The sequence below is a fragment of the Sphingopyxis sp. UBA6723 genome (assembly GCF_002454115.1).
Classification (GTDB): domain Bacteria; phylum Pseudomonadota; class Alphaproteobacteria; order Sphingomonadales; family Sphingomonadaceae; genus Sphingopyxis.
The window spans coordinates 325,338-346,961 of sequence record NZ_DKIH01000006.1 but is presented as its reverse complement, the minus strand read 5'-3'; the positions used below and the strand labels follow the sequence as shown (position 1 = coordinate 346,961).

Below are 21,624 nucleotides of genomic sequence, written 5' to 3'. Positions count from 1 at the left end.
GGGGTGACGATGATGGATGGGGCGGCTTTCGGTCGCAACCCGCCGTCACCCCATCATCACACCAGCGCCTTGTACAGCCCGAACGCGCTCGTCGCGGTCAGCACCACCCCGACCATCACCAGCATGACCTTGGGCGAAAAACGCTTGGCCATATAAGCGCCAAGCGGGGCCGCCGCGACGCCGCCGATGATCAGCCCCAGCGTGGGGCCAAGGATTTCCTCGAACCCCAGATTGGCGATAAAGGCGATCGACACCGCGACCGCCAGGAAGAACTCGACGCTGTTGACCGTGCCGACGATCTTGCGCGGTTCGCCGCCTTGGACGAGCAGGTTCGAGGTCACCACCGGCCCCCAGCCGCCGCCGCCCGCGGCATCCAGAAACCCGCCGACCACCGCGAGCGGCGCCACGACCTTGGGTTTCGAGATTTTCGGCGGATACAGCAAGCCGCGCACCAGAAGCCAGACGCCGATCAGCGCCAGATAGCCGAGCACGAACGGCTTGACGATGTCGGCGTGGAGCGAGGTCAGCACATAAGCCCCCAACACCCCGCCGATGACGCCGGGAATCAACAAGCGCCAGAACAAGGGCCAGTCGATGTTGCGGTGGAACAAATGGCTGAGCCCCGACGCACCGGTCGTGAAAATCTCGACGACATGGATGCGCGCCGACGCCGTGGCGGGCGGCACGCCCAATACCGCGACGAGCAGGGTGTTACAGATCACCCCGAACGCCATGCCCAGCGCGCCATCGACGAGCTGCGCGGCAAAGCCAATCAGGATGAACGGCAGCAGGGCGGTAAAGTCGATAGCCGCGAAGTCGATCATAGGATCATCCCAACCGATTAAGTTGAGAACCTGCTGCCGCGATTTGTGGGCCGAGGCGAGTCCAATTTTTCTGCTGCCGACGAAGGGATTTGTTTCCGCGCCGGACCGAGCCCCGAAACAAGGGCGATCGCGTCAAAAATGGTCGGGCAGATATTCGCGCGCATAGTCGATGAAAGCGCGCAATTTGGGCATCACCTGTTTGCGGCTGGGATAATAGAGAAAAAGGCCTGCCGTGCTCGGCGAGAAATCGCCCAGCACCAGGTTCAACTCGCCGCGCGCGACGTGTTCGGCGACGACCGGTTCGGCGGTCATGCCGATCGCCAGCCCGCTACGCACCGCGACCATGATCCCGGCAAAATCATTGACGATCACCGGCCCGGTCACCGGCACATCGAATTCGCGATTTCCGTCGACAAAGGTCCACGGCATGATGCCGCCGCTCGACAGCCGCATCCGGATGCAGCGGTGGTCGCGCAATTCTTCGGGGCGCTGCGGCATGCCATAGCGTGCGACATAGGCGGGCGCTGCCACCGCGACGAAGCGGAACGGTCCGGACAGGCGGATCGCGATCATATCGGCTTCCAGCGCTTCGCCCATTCTGACCCCGGCGTCGAAGCCGCCGGCGCTGAGGTCCGACAGCGCATCGTCGGCGTAGATCTCCAGCTCGATCTCGGGATAGGTATCGCAAAAGCCCGCTATGATCGGTTCGAACAGCGGCTGGATCGCGCCGCGCATCAGATTGATCCGCAGCCGACCGGCGGGCCGGTTGCCCAGATTGCGCGCCGCTTCATACGCCTCGGCCAGCCCCGCATAGGCGGGAGCGGCGCGTTCGAGAAATTGTTCCCCCGCCTGCGTCAACCCCACGCTGCGCGTCGTGCGCATGAACAACGGCGCGCCAACGCGCGTCTCCAGCCCCCTGATCGTCTGGCTGATCGCCGAAGGCGATACCCCCAAATCCGATGCGGCGGCAGAAAAGCTGCGCCGTTCCGCGACACGCAGGAAAGCTTCGATCCCGTCGAGCGCCCCATGGGGGATTGTTAAATCCTGCTTCAAAGCACTTGCAGATTATAGAGGATTATCTATCTGCGCAACCGCGCCTAAAAAGGTTGCACAACAAAACGAAAGGACTCTCTCCCATGGCCTATCAGATCTCCTCATTTCGCCGCTTTCCTGCCGCCTTCGCCATCGTCGCCGCTTCGGCACTGGCGTTCACCGGCCTGATGGCAACCGCAACCCCCGCTTACGCCCAGTCAGGCAGCGACTATCGCTGCGCCGGTCTGGCCGAGCAGGCCCATGTCGCCGCTGGCGGCGTCGAAGGCGGCAAGCAGGCGAGCGCCAAGCGCTTCGTTTCGACCGGCAAGAAGCTGTGCGAAGCGGGCAACGAACGCGCCGCTGCGAAGCAGTTCCGCGCCGCGCTGAAGATTGCCGGCGTCGCCGAAGTCGAAACCGACAGCCGGATGGCGTCGCGCTAAGACGAACCGCTAAGCCAGACAAGACACCAATCTCCGAACCGTCCTCTCCCTCTCCCCGACGGTTCCACTAAACTGGGGCGGCACTCATAAAGAGGCCGCCCCATTTGTTTGGGCGCCGTAAACTTCGGCGTCAGCGGCGGCGGTAGCGGAAATACCACACTTCATGTGCCAAGTCAATCATACTATTGAAATAGAATGATTTTTCACAAAATATTGACCTCAAAAAATTGGCCAGCAATCACCCAGCAATCACCGTTTCCAGGGGCGAAAAAACCTCGTGTCCACGCGCAAATCTGCTCGTCGATCGGACCTTTCCAAGACCAATCTTGACGACTGTCCGATGGCGAAGGTCACCGGTTCAAATCCTGTAGGTTGCCTCCCATATCCTCCCTCAGTTAGCCTCGCCAAAGATGGCGAGAAGTGCCGGGCCGTGGGTAAGAATCTAGTACCTCTCAACCCAACATTGGACCAGTTTAGGCTACCACCGCCTGACAGGTTCAGATCGCGTGAGGCGCAAGAGCGGTCGCTCGATCTAGCGATCGCCGACATCGAAGACGCGCAACCCCGCTGGCGCAGCTTTGGACGGCATACTCTAATTAGATCCATTTTCGGTTCCAGTTTTGGTTGCTGATTATGATCAATCTGTTGGAAGTAGGCGCCCGCCCGTATAGTCAACTGGGCGAGTGACCGGGTTCCGCCACGTATGTCCAGGCAATTGCTAAAGGTGGCGGTACGTGCTCCAGACGCGCGTTTCCTTTGCTCGGTCACTTTTTCGCGATGCAACGCCTAGAATAATAATTGGATTATTAAATAGTATCGCTCTGGCGAGAGGCATACTTTTCAACTGCGACTCATCTTGGTCGCAACCTTGAAAAGGAACGTGACATGAAAACGCATGACGACATCATCGATCTCGGCGCCGCCCAGGACGAAACCCTCGGCGCGCTGCCGTCGGGCCAGCAGGACGTACAGCCCGGGGACAAGTTTATCCTCGGCGGCATCAGCGCCGACGATTGACTGACGCGTGGCGTGCAGTCCTCGCACTGCACGCCACCGCTCCGTCGCGCGCTTCCATGATGAATGTCATCACTTCAGCTGCCACGCATTGGTGCAGAGTCGGCGGCACCTTCGTCTTTCTGGACTTGTCCCGCGATCGCTATTTCATGCTTGAGCAAAGTGTGGCTGATCGCTTTTCCCGGATTGTCGCGGGAGCGCAAGAGGAGGGTGACAATGATTGGCTTGCCGCACGCGGCTTGCACCATCTGGCGCCGCCGGTCGATCAATCTAGTTCCGCAAGGATCGCTCCGACCAGCAGTGTTCTCGAGGAGCCAAATCTCGAAAGGGCTTCGGCGGTTGAGACAGCCCGTGCGGTATTGGCCCTGGCCATAGCTCAGCGACATGTGCGGAAACTCCCTCTTCAGGAAATTCTGCCCAGTAGTTCGCAAGTCGTGCCGGTACCGCTGCAAGTTCAACGGTCGGATGCGCGCCAGGTAGCCGCCGCGTTTAAGCGGGCGCGGCATTATTTTTCCGGCATGGATGAATGCCTCAGCCGCGGCGTTGCAATGCGCCGTGTGCTGGCCGGAAAGGGGTGCGAGGCCCGGCTGGTGATCGGCGTAACTTTGCCATTCGCCGCGCATTGCTGGGTGCAGCTGGACTCGGCGGTATTGACCGATCCGCTTGATGTGGTGACCCCCTACACACCGATATTGGTCGCCTGATGCCGGGGTACTTTCGCATCGAGATTTCCGAGGCGTCAGGACAGGCTGATCGTGACGACATCGAAGCGGACTCATCCACCTTATCGCTTCCAGGCGCTCGACTCTGGTGCGATCAGCAGCCGCTTGCCATGGGTGGGCATGGATATCTGATCGGCCACCTGTTCGAGCGAGGTGAAAAGAGCCGCCGCGTCTTGGATCTCCACGAGACGGCAGTCGCCAGAATCGAGGCGTCTAGCGGTCGGTCACTCGTGTCCGACTATTGGGGCGGCTATGTGTCCATCTTGGCGCGGCCCGGTGGAGGTCTCGCGATATTTCGCGACCCGTCCGGGTTGTTGCCTGTCTATTACCGCGCCGATGGGGCGGGCGTCACAGCGTCGAGCGACGCCGCCGATCTCGGCAGACGTGGCGGCGTCGATTATCCGGCAGTTGCGCGGTTTCTGGCTAATGGAGGCGCGCCTAGCCGAGAGACCTGTCTCGAGGGCGTTCGAGTCCTGCTTCCCGGCGAATGCCTGATAGTTTCTCCTGGATCGCATTGTCTGGAAAGCTGGTGGTCGCCGTGGGATTGGACGCAGGTCCCCCACAAGCGGTTCAACGTGGCCACCCGTAAGCTTCGCGTCGTGGCGCTCGACTGTATCGAAAGCTGGGCGACTTGCTTTGACTCCATATTGATCGGCGTGTCTGGTGGGCTCGATTCCTCGATCGTTGCCGGCGCCGCTGCCCGCCGCGCCGCCGCGCTTCTTTGCCTGACGATGGTAGAAGACGATGCCATTGGGGATGAGCGCCGCTATGCTTCCCTTCTCACGGAGGCGATTGGCGTACCATTGCGCGAAGCCCGCTACGACCTCAGCGAGGTTGATATCGGTCGCGCCGTGGCGCCGCACCATCCATGGCCGCACGCACCATTCTATATGCAGGCCATCGCGTCGGTTCATCAAGAACTCCGCCGCGAGCATCAGATTGATGCCTTCTTTTCGGGCAATGGCGGGGACAATATCTTCTGCGCAATTCGAAGCGCCTCGCCCTTCGTCGATCGCTTCATGGCACAGGGACCGCGCCATGGGCTATTCGACACCTTGCGCGATTTGAGCGATCTGACGGGAGCCAGCGGTGCGACCATCTTGCGGCACGCTTGGGATCGCTATCGTGACTGCAGCCGGCCTGCGAAAATTCATCGCGACACTTCCGGGCTATCTTCCGCCGCGATCGCCGAACTGGATCAATCCGGACCCTCGCACCCGTGGATAGAAGCGCCCGACGGGACGCCGCCCGGCAAGACTGCGCATGTCAGGTTGCTTGCGCGCGCCCAGCGCAGCATTGAGCTTTATCCCCGCCGCACCCATCCGCAGCATGTCGCGCCGCTGTTGTCGCAACCGATCGTCGAAACATGCCTGTCGATCCCGACATGGCAGTGGATCGAGGGCGGCAGGGATCGGGCCGTCGCGCGGGCGGCATTCAAATCCGTCGTTCCTGCGCCGTTGCTGCGCCGCACGTCCAAGGGCGGGCCGGGCGGCTTCATGCAGCGAATTTTTCAGTCGAATGCCGAAGAGGCCGGCGATCTGCTTCGCAACGGCCTGCTCGCGCGGGCCGGTCTGCTCGATCTCAGGATCTTGGAAGGGGCGTCGCAACCGACCGTCGAGGGGTTTGAGAAGGCGCAGCGGATCCTCGCGCTGTGTGCCGCCGAAAGCTGGGTTCGTTGGTGGACGGACGTTGGCGCGTCGTGACGCTATCTTCGCTCGGCGCCCAGCGCTCGCCTGCACCCTGGCTTCCATTGCGCCGCCATTTTTGACCAGCGATCAAATGCGCCTCTGTCCTCCAGTTCCGGGTCGCGCCGATCTCGTAGCCAGAAGTCGAACCAGGCCAGATTCTCTCGCATCGCGCGCATCCGATTGGACGGGATATGAAACAGATGGGTCTCATCGGTGGCAGTCGTCTCGCCAGGATAGAGGCTGATCTGCGCGGGAACATTGGCTTCGCGAAGCACGGCATAGAAATCAATCGCTCCCGCAAAGGGAGAAGCCATCTGCTGCAGGATTGGACCGCACGCCTTGTCAGCACGGAGCGACGGCGACAGCTGGCGATAGGCATCGAGGTGTTGGCCGGAGGGGGGACCGCCGAAGATGGCGTGGTACCCGTCTTTCGGATCCGAATAGGATGCGGGTTCGAGATAATTGCCGTCTCCACTGGAAGCAGCGCGGAATATCTCCGATTGGGTCATGGCGACATTCACCATCTGCGATCCGCGGCTGTATCCGGCAATGCCAATGCGGTCGGATCCACAATGCCTTCGCTTGCCAACTCGGCGAGCGCGTCTTCGAAACTATAGACGCCGTTGAGCCAGATCAGCTCGCGCAGCTTAGCGGGACCGAGTGTGCCGGGGCCTCCCGACCACTCCATATAGGCGTTCCACAGATGTGCCTGCTGCCGCGCCGAGGGGTCATTTATGAGGATAACCACATATCCGCGCTCGGCGAACAGCTGGGCCGGGTAGTTCCATTGCAAGTCGGCGCTCGCAAAGCGCTCGTCCGCGTCGCTGCCATGGGTGATGATGATCGCCGGGTAGCGGCTGTTTTCCTGGTAATTGCGAGGCCAGATGATGAATCCGGTCGATCGGTAACCGAGCCGGTTTGTCCATTGATGGGGCGTGACGCGCAGCGGTGCGATTGACTCATGGACAGAGGCCAGCGGGGCCAATGTCTGCACGCGCCCATCATGCGGTGAGACCTGCACGAGGCGCGGGGCTTGGTTCAGCCCCTCCTCGACGCAAATACCCCAGGCAAGATCCTTGCGAAAATCGCAGGCCGTCAAGCTGCCCGAGTGGATCAGCGGCTTTGCGTGCCGGCTTGTAAGCAGAACCAAGCCGTACCGCGGATGCGAGAGCGTTCGCACCCCCAGCAGGGCAGTTCGCCCATCCGCCGCGAGCCAGTTTCCCGCGGACCGCGGGTCGCCGACATAATAGGGCTGGCCGCCATATTGGATTTTCCGGCCATCGGTTCGCGTCTCGGTAAGCGCTACCGCGCTTCCGAAACCTTCGCTCGCGACGGTTCCGCCGTTAGGGCCGTGCAGCAGCCCGATTGCCGGAAAACCCGAACTTTTCTCGATGGGGCGGCTCGTCTTGGTGGCAAAGCTCCAGGCAAAAGTTCCGACGCCTTCGGTCCATTCCGCATCGGATTGCTCCAATTGATAGCGCGGCCCTTCCTCGGTCCATTCGACATTGCCACCATAATAGAATGCGAGCCGGTCGCCCGATGGCCGCGATGCCACTAGCCAGTCTTCGCCCGTCGCCGACCGTATTCGCAGCTCAACCATTGCTTTGACTGGCGCGCGACGCCGATTGCGCTGGCTAACCACCGCGTCGTCGATGGCTACATCGACGGGCTCCGAACGCGGCTTGAGCGCGGCGTACCAGAGCCATTGCCCGTCGGGAGACCAGTCGTGATACAAGATACCGATACGGCGAGGCGCACCGCTTCGGACCGCGAACAGCCCGCCTTCGGTTTGGCCGACGGTGACTTTCCCATCGCGCACCAGCAGCCGTTTGATCGTCCCTTCGGCGTCGAGAGCATAGAGCTGAAGACCGTCGCCCTGATCGAGCAGGAGGCTCCAGCCCTTGCCTTTCGGCAGCGGCCGGAGCTGTTCTGCGCTTGCCGCTCGCAGAATCTCGCGCGAGACGCGCGAGCGCGGGTCAAACAGGTGGAGGATCGAGACGGTCTCATTCTTTTCGAGATCCGCCCGCCGTTCGAGATAGGCGAGCGACTTGCCGTCGCTCGCCAAGCTCAAATCGAAATCCGCCGGGACGGTCACCACATCCTCGACCGTCCAGCGCCGACCTTCCTCCGCGACGGCCGTGCCGACGTTAGCGAGACTGCCCAACAGAAGGAGCGGCAATATGCGAGCGCTACCAGTCATGCCGGACCGTGAAGCTCAGGAAGCGGCCAATTGCTGACCCGTTCGTCGTGTCAAACGGTGCATCGAAAGGCGAGGTGGTGAAGATCGGCTCGGGCTTGCTGTCGAACACATTCTGTGCGCTCAGTGCGACTTCCGTGCCTGCGCCGAGCCGCAATCGGCCGGTCAGGTCAAGCGTTGTCGATCCGCTGAGTTTGACGGCTGCAGGACGACGATTGTCGGTGACGCTCGCGCTGTGATTAAGAAAAGCTGCGAGCGAGAACGCCTTGTCGCTCAGCGTGAGCCCGCCGCGCGCCCGAAAATGCGGCGGGCGGAAAATCGTTCCCGCAAGGTCGGTCACCGGCAGGCCGGGAAGCAATTGCTGGCTGCTGTCGAGCCAGGTGGCTCCAGCGTTCAGGCTTAGCTGCCGGTCGCTGCCAAGCTGGGCATCATATCGCACCGCGATGTCGACGCCGCGATATTTCTGCCGCGCGATATTGCGGTCGCGAGCATCGAGGAAGGCGACGACGCGCGCCGGGTCGTAGGGAAACCCCGTAATGTTCTGGAGCCCGCCATCGGCACCGGCGAAGATGGCGTCGAGCAGGGCAGGCGCAGGGCTTAAGGTAACGAGATCGGCAAAGATCGGATTGTTCAGAACCCCGGCGCCCGAGGCGAGCGGCGGCGCAACCCGATCCGTGTAGTCGATCCGGAAATAACTTGCCGACACCTCCAGACCATGGACCGGTTTCACGGTGGCGCTGAAGGTCCAGTTTTCGGAGCGTTCAGGCTCGAGCTGGTCGTTCGGCCCGAGGGCATAAGCGACGGTCGATCCAGCGGGAAAACCCTGCCCGAAGCCGCCGACCGGAACGAGCAGCGCAACATAGCCTGAATATTGCTGATAGAGCGTCGGGAGCTTGAAGGACTGGCCCCATGACACCCCCAGCCGGACCTGTTCGACCGGATCATAGACGAAGCTCAGCTTCGGGGTGACGATGTTGCCGGAGTCCGAATAATCCTCATAGCGTAGCGCGCCGGTCAGCGAAGCGCGATGCGCAAAGGCCAGACCCTGATCGGGGTCCGCGATCGGCAGCAGCAGTTCACCATAGGCAAAGTGATTGCGACGCGAGCGTGAGAAGCTGCGCGTCCCGATTTCGGATTTGAAACGGTTGGTGCGATAGCCGCCGCCAAAGGCCAGTCGCGCGGCGCCCGCGGGGAGCTCGAACAGCGACCCCTCCAGTCCCGCCTCCACCGCGATATTCCGGTTGAAGAAGTGCCGGGCGGTGGCGGTGCTCGGCGCGCCGCCGCTGAAATTCTGGCTGAGGCCATCGGTCGTGTCGGTGCCAAAAAACGCGCCCGCTTTCAGCTTCCAATTGGCCGACAGTTCGGCCGACAGCGTCGGTGCGACACCGAATGTTGCGAATTTGGTGCGCGCCTCGAGCCCTGAGTGTCGGAGCGGCTGGGCCACGGTGAAACCGGTCGCGGACTCCATCCGTCCGCGTTTGTAAATAAGATCGGCAGCCAGGGTGACGCCGCCGCCAAGCGACTGGTGACCGCTCAGCAGAACCGCGTGGCGGCGAAGGTTTGGGAACAGCGTGGAGTCGGGATTGTTGGCGGAGGCATAGCTGCGATCCTTCGCGCGGATCGCGGTGCCGTGCGAATAATCATAAGCTGCGATGATGCCGCCGTCCGACCAGCGCGAGCCGCCGAGAAGATTATATTGCTGCTGGAAATTGCCGCCGTCGGTCGACAGGCCGATCCGGGCGCTGGTCGACACGCCCTCATAGTCGCGCTTGAGGAGAATATTGACCACCCCGGCGACCGCGTCGGCGCCGTAGATGGCCGATGCCCCATCGGCCACGATCTCGACGCGGTCGACCGCCGCGATGGGAATGGCGCTGACGTCGATCACCGAATTGACGCTGCTGTAGGCAAAGCGATTGCCGTTGATCAGCGTCAGTGTCGCATTGGGACCGATACCGCGCAGGTTGAAAGTCGATGCGCCATTGGCGTTGACGTTTTCATTCGCCGCGCCTTGCGAATTTCCGATTCCGGGATTCTGGCCTCCGCCAAAGTTCTGCGGCAAGCTGCGCGCCACCTCGCCAAGATCGGCATGACCCGAATTGCGGATGTCTTCCGACGTTACCCGGATGACGGGGGTTGCCGTGGGCGCGCCCGTGATCCTCGACCCCGTCACGACGATTGGCTCGGCGTCGGTTGCGGTGGTATCGTCGGCGGACGTGAGTTTGGAAATGACGACCGAGCCGACTTCGAACCTTGCGGTGAGCCCGCTACCTTTGAGGAGCGCCTCGATTGCTTCGCGGCTCGTCAGCTCGCCTTTCAACGGCGGCGCAGTCTTTCCATCAAGATCGCGCGATGACGCGTAGAGTTCGATGTCGGCAATCGTGGCAGCGCTGCGCAGCGCGTCGCCGAGATCCTGCGCCTGTAGATCATAAGACTGGCGCTGTTGCTGCATGGCCAGCGCAACCGCAGGTGAAAAACAGGCGGCGCTGCCGACCAGCAGCGCGACCAGCGAACGGGACTTCTTCAACATTATCACTCCCCCATTTTCTCGGCCGTGCTTCAGGCAGGCGGCCAGTGGGGGTGCGTTGACGGGGCGAAGGGGAGCCCCTTAGTCTTGGGTGAAAAAATTATCGGCGGCGCAGATGGATGCCTCTCGCCGTGCGGTCGACCCTGAGACCGAACAGGATTGCGATCCGTTCGGCGAAAGCTTCGGTCTCGCTGAGATGGAAGCGGCCGGAAACCTCAAGGGCTGCGCTCGTTCTATCGTCAATCACGATCGGGATGACGGCATAGCGATTGGCCTCGGCAACCAGTTTGTCGAGCCTTATCGACCGATATTCGGACCAGCCTTCGGGCCAGGTTGCGGGAATGTCCGACGCTTGAGGCGTCCTAAGCTGCAACTTGCCATCATCCCGATAGGTCAGCGTCCTTCCCCGTGACAGCGACGTCGCGGGACCGGTTTTGGCGTCTGCGCGCAGGTCCGCATCGCCGCGCCGGAGTACCGCGCTAACCGTTCCCGCCTCGTCGAGGCTGAGGTCGATCTCGGCATCGTTGGCGATTGCTGCGCCTGGCCCGGCGTCGATATGGAGCGGTATAGCTTGGCTGGCGATGGAAAGACGGACCCTGCCCTTTACCAAGCGGACGCTGCGGTCGCCGTTTCCAAACGCGACGTCCAGCCGGCTGTCGGTATCAAGCGTCGCGCTCGAGCCGTCGGCAAGCCGGAACGTGCGGATCTCGCCGCGCTGCGTAATCAGGGGTTCGGCGGCGCGGGCGATCGAGGCGCTGCCCGGCTGGCCGGGAAGGGAGGCGCCTCCAGCTCCGATTACTACAATCAGGAGTGCAATTGCCGTCGCGGCGGCGCCCCATGGCAGCCAGCCGCTTACCCGGCCCCGCCGAGCTTCGGCATGGCTGCTTCCGTACCGCTGCGATCCCTTGAGAACCGCCAACGCCGCCATTCGGTGTTCGGCACGGCGATAGGCTTCGCCATGATCGGCGGATGCGAGGAGCCATCCTTCAAACTCTCCGCGCAGCGCGCCGGCATCCTCGCCGCGCATCTTGATCAGCCACGCCTGGGCCACCTCGTCGACGGGATAGTCGCCGCCGCTTGTGCTGGTCATCGGCCGCCGTCCACCACCTTGGAAATCTGACCGAGCGCTTTCATCATATGATATTCCACCGTCGCGATGCTGATGCCCAGCAGTTCATGTATCTCGCGATAACTGAGTTCGTCCACCCGGTGCATGAGGAAAACGCGCCGCGTCTTTGGCGGCATGGCGTCAACTGCGGCTTCGTACAATCGCAGCAAGTCCGCGGCTTCGAGGTTCCATTCCTGCGCGGCAGGCGTGGCGCCGTCGCTGTCTTCGCGAAGCGGAAAGAAAGTCGCCCGCGCGGACGTTTGGCGCCGCGCGCGATCGATAAGAAGATTTTGGGCGATGCGGCGAAGAAACCCGCCCGGATTGATGAGTTGGTGGCGCTGCGTGCTCCCGGCGGCGCGAGCAAAGACTTCCTGCACGAGATCCGGCGCTTCCTCGGATCCCGCCTTGCGGCGCAGGAAATGGAATAGCGATATGCGATGCGTCCGATATATCGCGTCCAGATCGTGCCCGGCTTCAGGCTGCTGCTCGACCGGCGGCGGACGATCGGCCGGATGGGCATGGCAGGCCGAGGACACCGAAAAGGGATGACGCGGCGGGGCACGGTCGCCGCAGGTACAGGAAGACACGACAGAAAATCCCGGAGGCACGAGCGGGACCAGCCGGCATTCGCCAGAGACCCGTCTCCCAGTGCTGTGCCGCCGTTTGGTCGCTCGCGCGAACCATGGACCGGTTGGGCCGCCGGTCCGGTCAGGGACTGGCGCATATGATGCCTGGCGAAATATTCCGCGCAGGAGCTGCCAGCGATGCTCTTGCACGGTCGAATCATGTCAATTGTGGGCGGTCCTGACAAGCAAAACGTCACTCTCTTTTCGGCCAGCGATCATGGCTGTCGACCTGGATGACCGGCGAGCGTTCGGGCGTAGGTAGCCGCTTCATGCGCGCGCCGCTCGTGATAGCGGAGCAGGAAGTTGCGCACTTTCGCCTGCGGCTCGGCATCGGCGAAGGCGATCGCGATTGCTTCATACTCCTCGTCGGCATCGGCGAGGATCGTCACGTCGAAATGACGCGAAAGCTGAAGCCGGTCGCCGATCGCAGCGATGCTCGCGACTATTTCGCTGTTCGACGAGCGCTCGGCAATCGCGAGAAACAGGTCGGCGACGCGATCGGGATAAGGCTGGTCAGCGGGGACCGACGTTGCCGACCCTTTTTGCGCCGTCGCTAGCGCCGCGAGCAGCAGGATCAGGTGCAGCTCGAGCAGGTCGCGAAACTCGGTCTCTGTCAGGCGATGGACATGAAAACCCTCGCCGGGCATGAAATCGACCATCCGCTCGCCATTGAGCCGGTAAAGGCTATCGCGTACCGGGGTGACGCTGACTCCGAGATCGTCGGCGAGACGGGCCGCCTCGATCCGGGTACCGCCGGCCCATTCCCCGCTCATCAGCCGACGCTTGATTGCCTCATAGGTCGGCTCGAACACATGCGCCGGGCTCATTGGCCGTTCCTTTCGGCAGCGGCAAAATCGGCGACCGCATCCGACTGGTCGGGCCTGAGCGCGTCGATCGCGCCGATATGGGCGGGAATGTCGTCCTTGAGCAAAACCGAAGGACATTGGCCCTCGTAATTGCCGAGATTGGGGCGGTGCTGCGCATAACCGGCGAGCGCAGCCAATTCAGGCGGAAACGTCCGGGCGACCTCGGGCGGATAAGCGAGCCACAAATTCTCATAGGGCTTCAGCCATCCCAGGCTGTAGCTGACGAGTACGCCGCGCCGGACCTCGTTGCTGAGGTTCGAGCCCGCCCCGTGCGCCGTCGATCCCAGAAAGCAGATTGCTGCGCCCGGTTTGCCTTCGGCGAAAATGGGCGGACCAAGATCGGTTTTCGCGATGCCTTTCACGCCGTGGCTCTTCGGAAAGATCCGCGTGGCGCCATTTTCCTTCGTGAAAGGCGTCAGCGGCCAGAGGACGTTGACCAGATATTCCTGGCTGCCGTCGGCGCCGCGCCACATATCCTGGTCGCGGTGTGGAAACTGCCGCACTTCGCCCGGATGAATCTCGATCGCCTGGGTGAGGTTCAGCTGGATCCGGTCGCATCCCGTGCCGAGGATCGTCTCGACCGCAGACAGGATGATGGGGTTGAGCACCAGTTCGGCCATATGCGGCGACCTTTTGAGCAGGCTGCCGAACCTTTTCGTGCGGCGACCATAGAAATTGCCTTCACAAAAGGGCGTCGCGGCGAAGATCGGGTCGAGATCCCTTGCGAGCGCATGGACACGCGCGACCGCCTCGTTGCGAATGATGCAATAGCCTTTGCGGCGCAGCTCATCGACGAGCAGGCCAGGAAGATCGGCTTCGGTCAGATCCTTTTTCATCGCCCCGGCTCCCCGCCTTCTTCGAACTTGAGGACAAGCGGCGCGTAGGTGCCGGTGCGCTGCAACCCGGGGAGCGTGTCCTCGTCGATCGCTATGCTGAGGGCGAGTATCCGGCACGCGCCGTCCCGCTGAACGGGACCCAGCGTGCGGCATGTCCAGCCAAATTTGCAGATCGTGTGATACCAACCGGCTTCGGCGACACCGACATATTCGCCTATGCCGTGGTGGAGAGCATAGTCCGCGAGCGCGGTGACCAACTGGTTGCGCGCATCGCGGCACTCGGTCGGCGTTTGCGCGGGGTCGAGGCAAAAGCGGCTGATCTCCCATATGCCTTCGCCGGACGGCGCCTCGCCGGCGCAAAGATGCGAATAGATGTTGCCGAGCAGGTGCGGCGCCGTTGTCGGCAGGAGCCGCGCCGACGCCCGGTGGCGCAGATCATCGGGATCGAGCAGGATGAGATATCGTGCGTCCGGGGTATCGAACTGGTCGAGCTCGAAGCGGCCATCGAGGGCGGGCAAATCCCATTGCAGCTTGTCGATGAAGACCTGCTTGCGGGCGGCGAACATGGCGCGTAGCGCCGCATTCCCGGGCGCGTCATGCGCCCGCGTGGATTGAGTGATCATGAAACTTCCTTGGCTGTTGAAGCCGGAATCAGACCATCAATCCCGCGGCACGCCTATGCCCATTTCTGGGCAAGCTTTGTGCGTTTGTCTGCTCCTCGTCAGAGCGGGCGCCACCAATCATAGACATCCGAAAAGCCGATGACGCCGTCGAACAGGGCGCAGAGGATCAGCATTTGCCGGCACGGCACCGAATAGCGCTCGCGCGCGATCTTGAGATGACGGACCACGGTCTCTTCGCTGATGCCGAGGATGCCGGCGGTCTCGCCGGCGGTCTTGCCGCGCGCCGACCAGAGCACGCACTCGCGCTGCCGCTCGGTCAGCGCCGCCCGCGGAGTATAGGAGCCTGTCCCGATGAGCTGCCGCGCCGCGGCGAGCGCCACGGCGCCGACAATCTCGGCGGCGTGGAGCATCTCGAGCGGGAGCCTGGCATTGGGAGCGACGGCAAAGGAGCAGCTTCCGGTAGCTTCGCCAGGCAAGTGCCGCGGCACCGTGAAGCCGTCGCCGATTCCGCTCTCGCGGGCGACCTTCAGCAATTGCCGGTCACCGCGGGAAAGCGGGATGTAGTGGTCGACATTGCGCCATTGAAAGCCCGTCATGGATTTTTCGCCGGCGCGGCGGATCGGGTCGGTGCCGCTCAGGTCGAAGCCGACATAGACATTGGCCCAGGCGTCGGGATAATTATGCACGAGCATCGATGCGGCTTCGCCGCCGCCGCGGCGGTCGAAGGCGAGCGCGAAAAGATCGAATCCCATGCGGTCAGCGGCGTTCGAGAGGGCAGCAAAGAGCCGCTCTTCCTTGTCGGCGCCTGATATGTCGTGTGCGAGTTCCTCCGTCAGATTAAAATGCTTCACGTCGATTCATCGGCCGCCGGCACGTTCCCGACCCGTCCGCCCGCGATCCGCTCCATGGCTCATCGCTCCCGTTTCCTCTCCGGGAGACAATGAAGTTGGACAAGCTTCGCGATGGTCCTCGCACTGCGGCGGGCAGGTAATACCTTAGCCTCTATACGCAATGCCGATCGCCTCTTCGGTGTAACGACAGGAAATCGCCTGATAAAGCGGCTTGGTGTGCTAATCGGACCCAGATTGACACCAATCGGTCCATGTAGAGACTGGACCGCGATAATCCTCCAAGCGGAGCCGACGCACATGGGTGATAATCGTCCCACGGCATTTCACCGACCACAAGGATGGTGCTTTGCTTTTACGGTGATCAAATCGGACGCCTTGCCCGTGGATCGCGGGCAGTTTCATGTGACAAAAGCTCCAACTGAATTGCGATGAGTCAGAGCTTTTGTCACATCGCGAACGGAGCAACGGGGTCTGTCCTACATTGTCCGGCCATGGCATGTACGGCCAATGGATCAGGAACCGAAATGGAAATCGCGCGCGCTGGCGATCGAATTCTGGTTCGCCGCCGTACTCGTCGGCGGCTCCTTCATTGCCGGACTCGTCGGCGCGATCCGATCGCTGTTCGGCGGATGAAGCGTTGCCCCACGATCCAAACTCTCAAAGGAGCGTCGGGGTCTCGGCGCTCGGGGGCTTGCGGCTAAACCACGGGACGTCGGTCCGCTCGACCTCCAGCTGGCTTGCCGGATATTGGGTCACAAGCTTCATAGCTTCCTCAGGGGGCGCTTGCAGCCAGGCATCATGATCGGCGGCGTGAAGAATGACCGGCATCCGGTCGTGAATATCAAAGAGCTCCTCGGTCGCATCGACCATCACCATCGTATAGCAGTCGCCCCACTCATCGGTCGGGCGCCACAATCCTGCACAGGCCGCGAGCGGCTGATCGGCGACGCGAAGCCAGGTGCGCGTCATCTTGCCCTTCGCGCCCTCGGCCTCGGCGAAGGCGCTGATCGGGATGAGACAGCGCTGGGCGGGATTAGTGAACCAGGTCCGCCAATAGGTCATCAGCTTGTCGTCGCGGGCATTGTTGACGGGCTTCGGCTTGCTCGTCGGTTTCATATGCTTGAGCCGAACCGGGAAGCCCCAGGTCATCGACTGGAGCGCGCGGGCGCCCCCGTCCTCGCGCACCACGAACCCCTGTCCGCCCGGATAGACCTCGCCGGGCTGAGCATTAGTGAGGGGGCGCCGCGCTCCGAAGGCCGAGGCCACTTCGGCAACCGAAGCCTTGAGGGTCACGAGATTGCACATGGCGGCGGTTCCCCTTGGACGGTTTCGGTCAGGCCGCGCCGAGCATTTCGTCGAAATTCTGCTGAATCGGCGGCATGATGCTGAAGCTATTCTTGGGGAAAGGCCGCAACATGTCCAGCGGCGGCCGCGCCCCCATCAACCAGTCGAACCAGTCCTCGGGGCGGACCACGCCGACGTGGCGATCCTTGTGCGGCGCCAAATCGTCATAGGCCGGGACGGTGAGCGCCGCGAAGCTCTCGGGCCACAGGCGGTGCGCCGGCCGCCAGACCGCCGCGATGCAGAAGAAGGGCTCGTCGCTGATGAGGATTGCGGCATAGACCGTCTTACCGCGCTTCACGAGGCCGAACTCATTGGCGAGCAGCAGACAGGGCCGATCGATGATCGCGGTCTCGGACTTCAGGAGCGGGATCTGGAATATATCGGCATCGCGCGAGGGCAGCCCCCACAGCATCTCCTTCTCGCGTTCGCGCTGGCCGTCCCATACCATCACGCGGTGGAGCTTGCCGATGCCGACCAGTGCGTCGTCCGTCTCGATATCCATAAGATCAGTCCTCAGGCGCGGAAACGGCTGAGCGCGCGCTTCCATTCGCGTTCTTCGGGCATCGGCAGGGCGATGTCATCGGGGCTCGGGTCGACAAGTTCGATCCGCACCGGGCGAACGCGCTTGCCTGTCCGCGCGCCGCAGCGGACGCACCAGAATTTTTGGCACGCCTTGACGAGATTGCCGTCCCACATCCTGCACTCGAAGCGCCACCAGATCCCATATGGATTGAACGTCGCGCTATGCCCGCAGCGGCAAACGGGCTTGATCGCCCGAAACCAGGCCGCGGCCTCGAAGACATGCGTGGCGCGATGCTGTCCGTCCTTTGTCCAGCCGCCCACGTCACAGGGAGAGCCCGAGCTGGTCGGGGTTTTGTGGCTCCGCGCCGGCGCGCACGCTCTCGACGATCACGCGCGCGAGTTCGAACGCGGCCTCGACCCGGATATGGCTGGTCGGCGCGGTGATGCCAACGCGCGCCCAGCCGGGGGCGGAAAGGATGGTCTCTGCGACTCGGGCGGTATCGATATTGTCCATCCCCCTATGAGAACATAGGAAGAACATGTTGACAAGTCCCGCGGCGTAGTCGGGTCGGGCAGCGACAGCGCACGTCGGCCGTGCGGCGGTGATGCCGCCGCACGAGAGGCAGAGGAGGGCCGGGAAACCGGGACGGATTGGGCGCGGCGAGAGAGGCTCGCCGCCGGTCCGCCGCGGAGACCTGAAATGCCCCAACTGGCAACATCCCACCATCGCGGCGACGCGCGCGCGTCGCTCTATGAAGATATCACCAGCCGAATCATCTCGGAACTCGAAGCGGGGCGCCTTCCCTGGGTGCAGCCGTGGGACGCGGGCCAAGCTGCGGTCGGCCTTCCCTATAATGTCGTAAGCGACCGGCGATACAGCGGCATCAATATCCTGACGCTCTGGCACGCGGTACTGACTCGCGGTTTTCAGGGACACGGCTTCCTGACGTTTCGCCAGGCCGCCGCGCTCGGCGGCACGGTTCGGCGCGGCGAGCGCGGCATCGGCGTCGTCTACACACGGCGGGCAGGAACCGATGCCTCCGAGCCGCGCCATGATGGCAAGCGCGAGCGGAAGGGTGGCTTTGCCTTCCTGAAGCAGTTCACTGTCTTTTCGGTCGATCAATGCGACGGGCTTCCCGACAAATATCATGTCCCGGCGCCGCCGATCCCTGAGGGCCTGATCCTGCCGCACGCCGAGGTGCTGATCGCAGCCACTGGGGCGGACTTTCGGATCGGCGGGGCGTCGGCCTATTACAGCCCCCGCCATGATTTCGTCGCGGTGCCGCGTCCGGACGATTTTTACGAACCGATCAACTGGCACCGGACCGCTTTCCACGAACTCGGCCACTGGACGGGCCATGACAGCCGTCTGGGTCGAGATCAGACCGGCAGCTTCGGCTCGAAGCCCTATGGCCATGAAGAACTGATCGCCGAAATGGCGGGCGCCTTCGTCTGCGCGGCGCTCGGCATCGCGCCGAGCGTGCGTCATGCGGATTATATCGGCTCTTGGCTCGATATCATCCGCGAGGATCATCGCGCGATCCTCCGCGCCGCCAGCGCCGCGTCGAAAGCGGCCGACTATCTCCTCGCCTTTCGGTCCGAGTTGGCGGCGGATGCCCTTGCGTCGCCCGTGCGCTGCCGCGCCAACGACAAACTGCAGATCGAGGGGATCGCGGCATGAAACTGCTCACCCCCGAAATCACCGCCCGCCTCGCGGCCAACGCTCGCGCGCGGGTTGCGGCGATCGAACGCGGCGCGTGCGAACCCGACCCGAAACCCGTGGTGCGCTTCTTCAATCCCGTCGGCGCCGCGACCTGGCTTGCCACCGAGATCGACGCGGATGGCATCCTGTTCGGCCTCGCCGATCTGGGGTTCGGCTGTCCGGAACTGGGCAGCTTCTCGGCCGCCGAACTCGAGGCGGTGCGGCTCCCCTATGGTCTCGGCATCGAGCGCGATCTCCATTTCGAGGCGGCGCATCCACTCTCGGTCTATGCCGAAGCCGCCCGCGCAGCGGGCTCGATCATCATTGGCGAGCAGCGCCTCCGCGCGGCGGCCCGCCGGCTTTCCGGCCGCGGCTGACGACGCGGGCCTTGTCCGGGGCCGCCGGTGGCGGCCCCCTTCGAGGAAGAGAGAAGCCGGGGCTTCGTGACGGGCTTCAAGAGCCGGGAGAGTGTCTCGCGGCGGCCCGTCATGGAGAATGGCCATGGCCAGAGCAAAGCAGAAGATCGTCCTCAGCCCGTCGCGCGACATTCCGTTCGACCGGCTGATCCTGTCCCAGTCCAATGTCCGGCGCGTGAAGGCCGGGGTGTCGATCGGCGAGCTTGCCGATGACATCGCCCGCCGCACCCTGCTGCAAAGCCTCAATGTGCGGCCACACATCGGTGACGATGGCGCGGATACCGGCCTGTTCGAAGTCCCCGCCGGCGGCCGGCGCTACCGCGCGCTCGAACTGCTCGTGAAGCAGAAGCGGCTGGCGAAGGATGCGCCGGTACCTTGCATCATTCAGTCGGCCACGGGCATCCTTGCCGAAGAAGACAGCTATGCGGAAAACGCCATGCGCGAAAATCTGCACCCGCTCGACCAGTTCCGCGCGATGCAGGCGATGGTCGACAAGGGCAACGAAGTCGAAGCGATCGCGGCGCATTTCATGACCACGCCCGCCGTGGTGCGCCAGCGCCTCAAGCTCGCCGCGGTGTCGCCGACGCTGCACGACCTCTATGCCGCGGATGACATGTCACTCGATCAACTCATGGCCTTCACGGTGTCGGACGACCATGAGCGGCAGGTCCAGGTCTGGGAACTGCTTGCGCACAGCTGGAACAAGTCGCCGGCGTTCATTCGTCAAAAACTCACCGAGAATAGCGTCCGCGCGGCGGACAAGCGCGTGCGCTTCGTCAGCGTCGATGCCTATGTCGCGGCGGGCGGTAGCATCGTGCGCGACCTGTTCGAGGCCGATGACGGCGGCTGGCTTACCAATCCGCCGCTGCTCGACCGCTTGGTCGACGAGAAGCTCACCGCGATCGGCCAGCGCATCGGAGAAGAAGGCTGGAAATGGGTGCAGACCACGATCGACTTGCCCCACGGTGCGGCGCGGGGATTGCGCTGGCTCGAAAGCAGCGAGGTCGCGATGACCGAGGACGAAGAGGCCAGCCTCGCTGCGCTCGAAGCCGAGGCCGAGACGCTGTCGGACAAATGGTCTGAAGAGCCCGAGGTGCCGGAGGAGGTTCACGCACAACTCGAGGCGATCGAGGCCAAGATCGGTGCGCTGATTGATCGACCGAAAATCTTCGACGAGGCTGAAGTCGGCCTCGCGGGTGTGTTCGTGTCGATCGAGTATGACGGGACGATCCGTGTCGATCGCGGTTTCGTGCGGCCTGAGGACGAGCCGGTCGAAGAACAAGACGGCGGCGACGCAAATCCCGCAGGCGAGGTGCCCGTCGGCGACGGCGAGGGCGATGCGGGCGTTCCGGAGGCCGAACCCCGCGGCGGTGACGTCGCGCCGGTCGAAGAGGAAGGGCTCAAGCCTTTGCCCGATCGTCTCGTCGCCGACCTCACCGCCTGGCGGACGCTCGCGTTGCAGGATGCCTTCGCGCAAAATCCGCAGCTGGCGTTCGGCGCCGTCCTTCACGCGTTCGTGCTGTCGCTCTTCTATCGCTTCAGCCACGCATCCTGTCTCGGACTGCGGGTCACGGAGGTCTATTTCTCCAATCCACCGGAAGGCCTTCGCGACAGTGGGCCGGCGCGGGCAATCGATGCGCGGCATGCGGCATGGCGCGAGCGGTTGCCGCAGACCGAAGCCGAACTGTGGGACGCGCTCATCGCGCTCGACGCGAACGAGCAGGCGAGCCTGTTCGCCCATTGTGCGTCGCTGTCGCTCAACGCCCAGATCGACGCGGGTCAATCCGCGCGCAGCGACATCGCCGGTCGTGTGGCCCACAGCCATGCCCTCGCGCGCATCGTGGCACTCGACCCGATCGCGGCGGGGTGGCGAGCGACCGGTGACGGCTATTTCCGCCATGTCACCAAGGCGCGCATTTTGGCCGACGTCACCGAAGCGCGCGGGGCGGAATTCGCCGGAATGATCGATCATCTCAAGAAACCCGACATGGTCCGTGAGGCGGAGGCGCTGCTCGAGGAATCGGACTGGCTGCCCGAGCCGCTGCGCACCCCGGTCGAACAGGCGTCTGGCGAAGAGGTGCCTGTCGAAGAGGTGTCGTCCAATGAGGTGTCGGTCGGGGAATCCCACGGCGTCGAAAACGAGGTCGCCGCATCCGATGCCGACACGGACGGCACCGAGGCGGACGGGACCGGCGAACGGGACGGTGTCGATAGTGACGACGGCTGGGACGAACTCCCGGTTGCGGCCGAGTGACTACGAACGGGGCGGCTTCGGTCGCCCCGTTT

The 21,624-nt window shown here is 63.3% G+C and carries 23 protein-coding genes; 8 read left to right on the top strand and 15 right to left on the bottom strand.

Going from position 1 to position 21,624, the window contains the following annotated elements:
* Positions 1-56 precede the first annotated feature (56 nt).
* Positions 57-824 (bottom strand): sulfite exporter TauE/SafE family protein, encoded by a 768-nt coding sequence (locus tag B4F07_RS05255; RefSeq protein ID WP_293702714.1) that lies wholly within the window; start codon positions 822-824, stop codon positions 57-59.
* Between the two features lie 132 nt (positions 825-956).
* The gene (locus tag B4F07_RS05250) at positions 957-1,877 is read right to left on the bottom strand and encodes a LysR substrate-binding domain-containing protein (RefSeq protein WP_293702711.1); all 921 of its coding nucleotides are present in this window, start codon (positions 1,875-1,877) and stop codon (positions 957-959) included.
* A gap of 83 nt (positions 1,878-1,960) precedes the next feature.
* On the opposite strand from B4F07_RS05250, the gene B4F07_RS05245 reads away from it, so the two are divergent.
* From B4F07_RS05245 to B4F07_RS05230, 4 genes are all read left to right on the top strand, one after another.
* On the top strand, positions 1,961-2,296 hold the full coding sequence (locus B4F07_RS05245; protein ID WP_293702708.1) for a hypothetical protein: 336 nt from the start codon (positions 1,961-1,963) through the stop codon (positions 2,294-2,296).
* 885 nt (positions 2,297-3,181) lie between these two features.
* On the top strand, positions 3,182-3,313 hold the full coding sequence (locus tag B4F07_RS05240) for a hypothetical protein (protein WP_257545256.1): 132 nt from the start codon (positions 3,182-3,184) through the stop codon (positions 3,311-3,313).
* Between the two features lie 56 nt (positions 3,314-3,369).
* The gene (locus B4F07_RS05235; RefSeq protein WP_293702700.1) at positions 3,370-4,014 is read left to right on the top strand and encodes a lasso peptide biosynthesis B2 protein; all 645 of its coding nucleotides are present in this window, start codon (positions 3,370-3,372) and stop codon (positions 4,012-4,014) included.
* Entirely contained in the window at positions 4,014-5,735 is a 1,722-nt protein-coding gene (locus B4F07_RS05230) for an asparagine synthetase B family protein (protein ID WP_293702697.1), read from the top strand. Before B4F07_RS05235 ends, B4F07_RS05230 begins: the two co-directional genes overlap by 1 nt.
* 2 nt (positions 5,736-5,737) lie before the next feature.
* Here the strand turns inward: B4F07_RS05230 and B4F07_RS05225 are convergent, their stop codons facing one another.
* The 9 genes from B4F07_RS05225 to B4F07_RS05185 all read right to left on the bottom strand — a co-directional run bounded on the left by B4F07_RS05225 (position 5,738) and on the right by B4F07_RS05185 (position 15,354).
* Entirely contained in the window at positions 5,738-6,271 is a 534-nt protein-coding gene (locus B4F07_RS05225; RefSeq protein ID WP_293702846.1) for a prolyl oligopeptidase family serine peptidase, read from the bottom strand.
* Positions 6,238-7,920 (bottom strand): alpha/beta hydrolase family protein, encoded by a 1,683-nt coding sequence (locus B4F07_RS05220; RefSeq protein ID WP_293702694.1) that lies wholly within the window; start codon positions 7,918-7,920, stop codon positions 6,238-6,240. Before B4F07_RS05220 ends, B4F07_RS05225 begins: the two co-directional genes overlap by 34 nt.
* Positions 7,910-10,447 (bottom strand): TonB-dependent receptor, encoded by a 2,538-nt coding sequence (locus tag B4F07_RS05215; protein WP_293702691.1) that lies wholly within the window; start codon positions 10,445-10,447, stop codon positions 7,910-7,912. The genes B4F07_RS05220 and B4F07_RS05215 overlap by 11 nt, the downstream gene beginning before the upstream one ends.
* Before the next feature lie 97 nt (positions 10,448-10,544).
* Positions 10,545-11,534, bottom strand: a complete 990-nt coding sequence (locus B4F07_RS05210) for a FecR family protein (RefSeq protein ID WP_293702688.1) — start codon at positions 11,532-11,534, stop codon at positions 10,545-10,547.
* Positions 11,531-12,328, bottom strand: a complete 798-nt coding sequence (locus B4F07_RS05205) for an RNA polymerase sigma factor (protein ID WP_293704570.1) — start codon at positions 12,326-12,328, stop codon at positions 11,531-11,533. Before B4F07_RS05205 ends, B4F07_RS05210 begins: the two co-directional genes overlap by 4 nt.
* Positions 12,329-12,393: 65 nt before the next feature.
* A complete protein-coding gene (locus tag B4F07_RS05200) occupies positions 12,394-13,005 on the bottom strand; it encodes a GntR family transcriptional regulator (protein ID WP_293702682.1) in 612 nt (203 codons plus the stop codon).
* Positions 13,002-13,880, bottom strand: coding sequence for a phytanoyl-CoA dioxygenase family protein (locus tag B4F07_RS05195; protein ID WP_293702679.1), 879 nt, complete (start codon positions 13,878-13,880; stop codon positions 13,002-13,004). The genes B4F07_RS05200 and B4F07_RS05195 overlap by 4 nt, the downstream gene beginning before the upstream one ends.
* Entirely contained in the window at positions 13,877-14,503 is a 627-nt protein-coding gene (locus B4F07_RS05190; RefSeq protein WP_293702676.1) for an acyl-homoserine-lactone synthase, read from the bottom strand. The genes B4F07_RS05195 and B4F07_RS05190 overlap by 4 nt, the downstream gene beginning before the upstream one ends.
* A 98-nt stretch (positions 14,504-14,601) precedes the next feature.
* The gene (locus tag B4F07_RS05185; protein ID WP_293702673.1) at positions 14,602-15,354 is read right to left on the bottom strand and encodes a LuxR family transcriptional regulator; all 753 of its coding nucleotides are present in this window, start codon (positions 15,352-15,354) and stop codon (positions 14,602-14,604) included.
* 507 nt (positions 15,355-15,861) lie between these two features.
* Between B4F07_RS05185 and B4F07_RS05180 the strand changes: the two genes are divergently transcribed.
* Positions 15,862-15,987 (top strand): hypothetical protein, encoded by a 126-nt coding sequence (locus B4F07_RS05180; RefSeq protein ID WP_283214590.1) that lies wholly within the window; start codon positions 15,862-15,864, stop codon positions 15,985-15,987.
* A 24-nt stretch (positions 15,988-16,011) separates the two neighbouring features.
* Here the strand turns inward: B4F07_RS05180 and B4F07_RS05175 are convergent, their stop codons facing one another.
* The 4 genes from B4F07_RS05175 to B4F07_RS05160 are packed head-to-tail and all read right to left on the bottom strand — an operon-like array spanning position 16,012 to position 17,734.
* Positions 16,012-16,659, bottom strand: a complete 648-nt coding sequence (locus B4F07_RS05175; protein ID WP_293702663.1) for an SOS response-associated peptidase — start codon at positions 16,657-16,659, stop codon at positions 16,012-16,014.
* Between the two features lie 28 nt (positions 16,660-16,687).
* Positions 16,688-17,200, bottom strand: coding sequence for a hypothetical protein (locus B4F07_RS05170; RefSeq protein ID WP_293702660.1), 513 nt, complete (start codon positions 17,198-17,200; stop codon positions 16,688-16,690).
* Positions 17,201-17,211: 11 nt separating this feature from the next.
* Positions 17,212-17,541 carry a hypothetical protein gene (locus B4F07_RS05165; RefSeq protein ID WP_037556209.1) on the bottom strand — a complete coding sequence of 110 codons (330 nt, stop codon included), beginning with the start codon at positions 17,539-17,541 and terminating at the stop codon, positions 17,212-17,214.
* 1 nt (position 17,542) lies between these two features.
* Positions 17,543-17,734 carry a DUF6771 family protein gene (locus B4F07_RS05160; RefSeq protein WP_293702639.1) on the bottom strand — a complete coding sequence of 64 codons (192 nt, stop codon included), beginning with the start codon at positions 17,732-17,734 and terminating at the stop codon, positions 17,543-17,545.
* Between the two features lie 186 nt (positions 17,735-17,920).
* Between B4F07_RS05160 and B4F07_RS05155 the strand changes: the two genes are divergently transcribed.
* The 3 genes from B4F07_RS05155 (at position 17,921) to B4F07_RS05145 (ending at position 21,592) form a co-directional block, all read left to right on the top strand.
* Positions 17,921-18,901: an ArdC family protein gene (locus tag B4F07_RS05155; RefSeq protein ID WP_293702637.1), complete on the top strand. Its 981-nt coding sequence runs from the start codon at positions 17,921-17,923 to the stop codon at positions 18,899-18,901.
* Entirely contained in the window at positions 18,898-19,299 is a 402-nt protein-coding gene (locus B4F07_RS05150; RefSeq protein WP_293702634.1) for a DUF2958 domain-containing protein, read from the top strand. The genes B4F07_RS05155 and B4F07_RS05150 overlap by 4 nt, the downstream gene beginning before the upstream one ends.
* Positions 19,300-19,423: 124 nt before the next feature.
* A complete protein-coding gene (locus B4F07_RS05145) occupies positions 19,424-21,592 on the top strand; it encodes a ParB/RepB/Spo0J family partition protein (RefSeq protein WP_293702631.1) in 2,169 nt (722 codons plus the stop codon).
* The last annotated feature ends 32 nt before the right edge of the window (positions 21,593-21,624 follow it).

Coding starts and splice junctions, on each gene's coding strand:
- B4F07_RS05180 (WP_283214590.1), top strand. CDS start 15,862: ATGGATCAGGAACCGAAATGGAAATCGCGCGCGCTGGCGATCGAATTC.
- B4F07_RS05145 (WP_293702631.1), top strand. CDS start 19,424: ATGGCCAGAGCAAAGCAGAAGATCGTCCTCAGCCCGTCGCGCGACATT.
- B4F07_RS05160 (WP_293702639.1), bottom strand. CDS start 17,734: ATGGACAATATCGATACCGCCCGAGTCGCAGAGACCATCCTTTCCGCC.
- B4F07_RS05240 (WP_257545256.1), top strand. CDS start 3,182: ATGAAAACGCATGACGACATCATCGATCTCGGCGCCGCCCAGGACGAA.
- B4F07_RS05210 (WP_293702688.1), bottom strand. CDS start 11,534: ATGACCAGCACAAGCGGCGGCGACTATCCCGTCGACGAGGTGGCCCAG.
- B4F07_RS05190 (WP_293702676.1), bottom strand. CDS start 14,503: ATGATCACTCAATCCACGCGGGCGCATGACGCGCCCGGGAATGCGGCG.
- B4F07_RS05155 (WP_293702637.1), top strand. CDS start 17,921: ATGCCCCAACTGGCAACATCCCACCATCGCGGCGACGCGCGCGCGTCG.
- B4F07_RS05195 (WP_293702679.1), bottom strand. CDS start 13,880: ATGAAAAAGGATCTGACCGAAGCCGATCTTCCTGGCCTGCTCGTCGAT.
- B4F07_RS05150 (WP_293702634.1), top strand. CDS start 18,898: ATGAAACTGCTCACCCCCGAAATCACCGCCCGCCTCGCGGCCAACGCT.
- B4F07_RS05170 (WP_293702660.1), bottom strand. CDS start 17,200: ATGGATATCGAGACGGACGACGCACTGGTCGGCATCGGCAAGCTCCAC.
- B4F07_RS05200 (WP_293702682.1), bottom strand. CDS start 13,005: ATGAGCCCGGCGCATGTGTTCGAGCCGACCTATGAGGCAATCAAGCGT.
- B4F07_RS05175 (WP_293702663.1), bottom strand. CDS start 16,659: ATGTGCAATCTCGTGACCCTCAAGGCTTCGGTTGCCGAAGTGGCCTCG.
- B4F07_RS05235 (WP_293702700.1), top strand. CDS start 3,370: ATGATGAATGTCATCACTTCAGCTGCCACGCATTGGTGCAGAGTCGGC.
- B4F07_RS05220 (WP_293702694.1), bottom strand. CDS start 7,920: ATGACTGGTAGCGCTCGCATATTGCCGCTCCTTCTGTTGGGCAGTCTC.
- B4F07_RS05255 (WP_293702714.1), bottom strand. CDS start 824: ATGATCGACTTCGCGGCTATCGACTTTACCGCCCTGCTGCCGTTCATC.
- B4F07_RS05230 (WP_293702697.1), top strand. CDS start 4,014: ATGCCGGGGTACTTTCGCATCGAGATTTCCGAGGCGTCAGGACAGGCT.
- B4F07_RS05245 (WP_293702708.1), top strand. CDS start 1,961: ATGGCCTATCAGATCTCCTCATTTCGCCGCTTTCCTGCCGCCTTCGCC.
- B4F07_RS05215 (WP_293702691.1), bottom strand. CDS start 10,447: ATGTTGAAGAAGTCCCGTTCGCTGGTCGCGCTGCTGGTCGGCAGCGCC.